At 62.4% G+C, this 5,204-nt stretch carries 4 protein-coding genes; all 4 read right to left on the bottom strand.

Features of this window, described 5'->3' with window-relative positions; genetic code table 11:
• Positions 1-359 precede the first annotated feature (359 nt).
• Positions 360-1,331 carry a transporter gene (locus QOC89_RS18720; protein ID WP_323046390.1) on the bottom strand — a complete coding sequence of 324 codons (972 nt, stop codon included), beginning with the start codon at positions 1,329-1,331 and terminating at the stop codon, positions 360-362.
• Positions 1,332-1,431: 100 nt separating this feature from the next.
• Complete coding sequence (locus QOC89_RS18715) at positions 1,432-2,919, bottom strand: DUF1254 domain-containing protein (protein WP_323046389.1); 1,488 nt, start codon at positions 2,917-2,919, stop codon at positions 1,432-1,434.
• 28 nt (positions 2,920-2,947) lie between these two features.
• Positions 2,948-4,363, bottom strand: a complete 1,416-nt coding sequence (locus QOC89_RS18710) for a DUF1254 domain-containing protein (RefSeq protein WP_323046388.1) — start codon at positions 4,361-4,363, stop codon at positions 2,948-2,950.
• 24 nt (positions 4,364-4,387) lie between these two features.
• On the bottom strand, positions 4,388-5,182 hold the full coding sequence (locus QOC89_RS18705; RefSeq protein ID WP_323046387.1) for a hypothetical protein: 795 nt from the start codon (positions 5,180-5,182) through the stop codon (positions 4,388-4,390).
• Positions 5,183-5,204: the final 22 nt, after the last annotated feature.

Here is a 5,204-nt window from a genome sequence, read left to right as displayed (position 1 = left end):
GAATCAATCAAACATCGGCAAAGCATGCCGAACTAGACAACTTTGAATCGCGGCTTGTTTCAATCCGGCATACCCATAATGCCGGGCAGATAAGCCCTCTCCTTTGCATTTCGATCGAACGATTTCGATCGGTCGGGTCGTGCTGAAACCTCGCGCCGGACACGCCACGCAGCGGCACACGCTGAACTTCGGCTCCGCGTGGCCGTGGACCGATGCGAGCGGCAACGTCGCGGCCATCACCGAGGCGCGCAACCGGCGATTGCGCGATGAACTCGACCTTGATGGGAGAGGTGGCGTCGACCTCTCTGCGGACAAAAACGCCCGCGCAAGGAACGGCGAATCACCTAATGCATGCTGCGTCACTGGAACGTGGCACTGATCGACAGCTCCACCGCATTGCCCTTCGGCCGGTTGCTGACGTTGAACTCGTTGACCCAACGCAGCGAAGCCGAGACCGGTGTTTTCTGGACCTTGCCCGACCAGGTCACCATCGGCCCGATCCCCACCGCATGCCCCTGATTGCCGCCGGTGAGCTCGGCAAGTCCGCCGCTGTCGTGACCGATCTGCTGAATGTAGCCACCCACCACGCCCACGCCCCAGCCGCTGCCAAAGCGCTTGAGCGCCAGCAGATCGAGCACGCTGACGGGTGCGTTGTGATAGTGCGTGTCGTTGTTGGGCGTGTAGAACTCGACGCCGTAGTTCAACGACAACTCGATCTCTTCTTTCGGGAACAGCTTGGTATAGGCGACCGTCGGCGTGAAGGTCCACGTGTTCTGGCCGGCATTGGCAAGGCGTGTCGTGCTGTAAGCACCGGTCGGCGCGTAAATCTGCACGCTGAACGCGACGTGATCGGTCTTGGTCAGGTGATAGCCGGCCACCACCGGCGTGAAGAAGAGGTCGGCGAACTGGGTGTTGTGATCGTTCGGCAGGCGGCCGTGAAACGACGAGATGTCGGTGTACTGGAACGGCACCCCGAACGCCGACGCGAAATTCCAGCCGCCCGCGGTGATGCCCCACGTCTTGACCGCATTGGCGATGGTGTACACGGCTGTGACGTCGACGCCGGCAGTAATCTGGCCAGCGATAGGAATCGTCTTGCTCGCGCCGAGCGAGCCTTCGTAATAGATGGTGGTGGCCGACACGATCCAGTCGCTGCCAGGCGGGACCACACCGGCGTAGGGCGTGATCTGCTGGCCGGTGATCGGCCTGCCGATGCCACCTTCAGTCGCCCACCCTTGCTGGGAGATAGCAATGCCGGCGGTGGTCAGAAGCGCACCCGTACATAACCTCGGGAGCGACCTGCTGGCGGACAAACGGTTTCGGCGACTCATAGTCATCCTCATAAATTTTGGATACCGCATTCTCACTTTGCGGAACACGCTGTGAACCAAGCGCGGCCTCAGGCCGCACGCATGCGCGACAGCACGTCCCTCACGGTTCGCGCCTGATCGGTGGCGGCGTCCAGCTTCCGTCGAGTGCCGGCTGCTGCGGCCAATAGGCGCGCACGTATAACGAGAACGCTTCATTGGCCGGCGCCGGCAGCCAGTTGGCGAGTTTGTCGTCGGCTGGGCTCGTGCTCTGCACGTAGAGCGTCAACGAGCCGTCGGCGTTGAACTTCAAGTCCTTGTTCTTGGTGCCGAGCGAGTAGCGGTTCTGCGCATTCGGCGAGAAAAAATGATGGGCGTTGTATAGGGTCAGCGACCAGAAGCCTTTCACTGGCGGCAAACTATCTTTGGCAAACGTCACCGTGTAGTGCGCGTTGCCGTCGAGGCGCTGACCGGACGCGTCGGCGTCGGCGTAGAAATACTTCGTCTCATTCGGCTTGTTGACGAAGATGTTCGACTTCGCCACCGCGGTGCGCGTGAAGTAGTCCGTACCGAATGCGGCGCCATTGCTGATGGTGTTCCAGTTGGCGGTCAGCCGCTTGCCGAAGGTATTGAAGTTGAACAGCGGCGTGACGAGATCCGCGTCGGCCTTGGCCGCTTCGTCGACGATCGCGGTCTTGATCGCCGGATCTTTTTGCGCCGCCGCGATCAACGCGCGCGCCTGTGCATACAGCGCTTCTTCGCCGCGCTGCGGCGGCGTCTCGTCGAGCACCGCGGGCAGTTCGTCCCAGAACCGGTTCGGATCGACCCACTTGATCTCTTCGGCGTTGCCGCCCGCCGCACTGCCGGTCGGCCCAAAACTCGGCAGCTTCGACCAGTCGGTTTCCTTGACCTTGCCGTCGTACTCCGCGAGCGGATACAGCCCAACCTTTGCAATCACCGACTGCACGGCCTCGCGATCTCGCGGCGTGTCGTCCATGAAGACGCGCGGAATGAAGCTACCCACACCCGTCGACGAACGGAACACCTGGCGAATGCCCTTGGGCACCGGGCCGTGCCAGTCGGGACCGGCCAACAGATAGAAACCCGGCCGTGTGCCGTACATCTTTCCGAGACTCGCGAAACCGTCGGTGCGCAGATCGACGGCCTGATAGACCCAGAAGCGTTTGCCGAAATCGGGCACCTGCACGACCACCGGCGTCCGGTTCAGATCGAGGATCGCGGAGCCGTAGACCACGTCCTGATTCGGACAGGCGACAAAACGTTCCTGCGGCTCGATATAGTCGCGCAGCATCGACAGATGATTGGGCGGCGCGACCGGCACGATGCCGCCGTTCAGACCCGGCTGCGGCACCTGCCTCATCGCCAGCAGGCGGCCGTACACGTTCGCCATCGGCCACGCCCAGAAATAGGTCTGGCGCGCCACCAGTCGCGCGTATTCTTCCGAGATCGTGTAGCCGGCCACCGGACCTGGCACGGACGCGGTAATGGCCGTCGCATGGGCCGCCTGGTCCTGCTGCGTCTTCGCGAGAATCGGCGCGGCGACCGATGCCAGCACGGCAGCCGTGACCCATGTCGCGCTTTTTCGGTTCATATCGTTCTCGGGTTCGTCCATGCGCGGCTTAGCGCTTTTGCAACTCGGGGAATTTCCAGGCGCCGTCCAGCACGCTCTGGTCCGGACCATAGATCCGCATGACGAGGTCGTATGCGCCCGCGGGTGCCGGTAGCCAGTTCGACGCTTTGTCCGCGCCCGGCGCCGTGTTCTGCACGTAGATATCCAGCGAACCGTCCGAGCCGTATTTCAGGCCTTTGGTTCGATCGCCGATCGAATAGCGATCGATCGGATTGGCGACCAGATGACGCGCGGGCAGGTCGTACAGCGTCATCGACCAGAAGAACTTCGCGGGCGGCAGGTCCTTCCTGTCGAAGTGCAACACGTAGGGCTGCGAGCCGAGCAGTTGCGCGTGTTCGCCGTTCACCCGCGTGCCGACGTACACCGCTTCTTCCTTGGTATTGCCGTAAATTCCCATCGCCGCCGCAACGGCGCGCGTGGTGTAGTCGTCCTTCAGGTCCGCACGACTGCCGAACAGGTTGAACGAACTGGTCGTGTGTTTTTCCGCATCGGCCAAAGCGGCTTTGCCGTCGGCGACGCCCGCTTCAAGTGCGACGCGAGTCTCCAGCGGCAACGCGGCCGGATCGAACGGCGCGCCCGGCGCAATGCCGATCTTCGCGAAGCGCGCCATCAATTCCTTCTCCGACGGCGCGGGCGGCTGCGTGAACTGCAGCAGGAAGTTCAGGTACGCGATGAAGTCGACCGAGGTCGCCTTCGCTTCATCCCATTTCGGAAAATCGAGCTTCGCGACGGGCGGTGGTGCAGCCGTATGCTCAAACGTGGACAACGGCGTGAGCTTGTATTGCTTCTGGATCGCCTGAACATTCTTGACGTCGCTCGCGCCGTTGAGCGCCGTGCGGCCGAGCGTCAGGATCAGGTCGGTCTCCGAGCGGAACACCTTGTCGATGCCTTTGGGCGTGTCGCCATGCCAGTTCGGTCCGGCGAACAGATAGTGACCCGCGCCGTTGCCGGTGGCGCGCGAGCCGACGTACGCGAAGTTGTAGGTGAACAGATCGATCCACTGGAACACGTAGTAGCGCTCTTTCGCCACTGCGGGCACCGTCAGGACCCACGGCTCGCGACGCAGATCGAGCCATGCCCACGAGTACGGCGTGTCGTTGTTCGGCGTCACGATCTCCTTGTTCTCGGGACCGTACGGCCGGGAGTAATTGCGGAACTTGCCGAAGCCGCCCACGTAGGACTTTGAACCGGAGTCGAGCGCCTGCTGATAAAGCGTCTTGTAGTTGAACAGCATCGGATACGCGTACAGGAACGCATCTTTGGCGATCGCGCGTGCTTCATCCGGAGAAGCCGTGACGGTCGCGGCCGGGACGCTGGCCTGAGCGGCGGCTTGCGTGCACGGCAACACCGTCAGCGACAGGCTGGCGACGAGCGCGCCGATTTGCAGGCGTTTAAGCAATGTCATGTCTGCTTTCTCTCAGGTTCAAGTCTATTTGCCGAACGTCATATTCAGGCCCGCGAAGATCGTGAACTGGGGCACCCCGGCGCCGGAATGCGCGACCGAATACTGCGGTTCGATAAACGCGTTGTAGATGGTCGAACCACCTTTCCACGCCTTGCCGGCACCGAGGCCGACCGGAATGTAATAGCTGCCGTGCTGCAGATCGAAAGTCCATATGCCGGTCGAGCGGATGTACCAGCCGCCCGGCAGGTTGAAGATGCCGAACGGTTGCGCCGTGAGCGACTGCGTGGTCGGCCGGCTGCTTTGTCCGGCGAACGAGTGTTGCCACTGCACCAGCGCGCCGAGGAGCCGCGCCTTGGTCGCACTCACGGCAACGGCGGCAAGACCGGCCTGCCACTTGCCTGTGCCGAGGCTCGGATCGGTGGCGGTCGGCATGGTCACCAGCGGACCTACGCCGATCTGCACGTCGCCTTGCGAAAGCAGGAAGATGTCGAACAGGTTCAGGTCGCCGAGGCCGGTGTTGTACCCACCGCTCGGGGCGGGGCGCGTGCTGACCGGCACAGTGGCGCGGAAGATTTGCGGCACGCCGATCAGGCTGTTCGGGCCGATCGGCACGGTGGGACGCAACAGCAGATCGTTGGTGTGCGCGCTCGCGCCGAACACACTCGGCGTGTAGTAATTCTGGATGTTGAATGAAGCGGCCAGGTTAAGTGGGTTGTTACTCTTATTGGCTTCGTCGGCCGATGCCTGCGCGAATGCCGGCGACAGCGCCACCGACACGACATATAACGCGGCCGACCAAACCGTACCTTTACAACCCATTTCTCATACCTCGTCTTCGGGC

The organism is Paraburkholderia sp., from assembly GCF_034668105.1.
Classification (GTDB): domain Bacteria; phylum Pseudomonadota; class Gammaproteobacteria; order Burkholderiales; family Burkholderiaceae; genus Paraburkholderia.
Note: the sequence above shows the minus strand (reverse complement) of the source record. Positions and strands in the feature narration are given on the sequence as shown.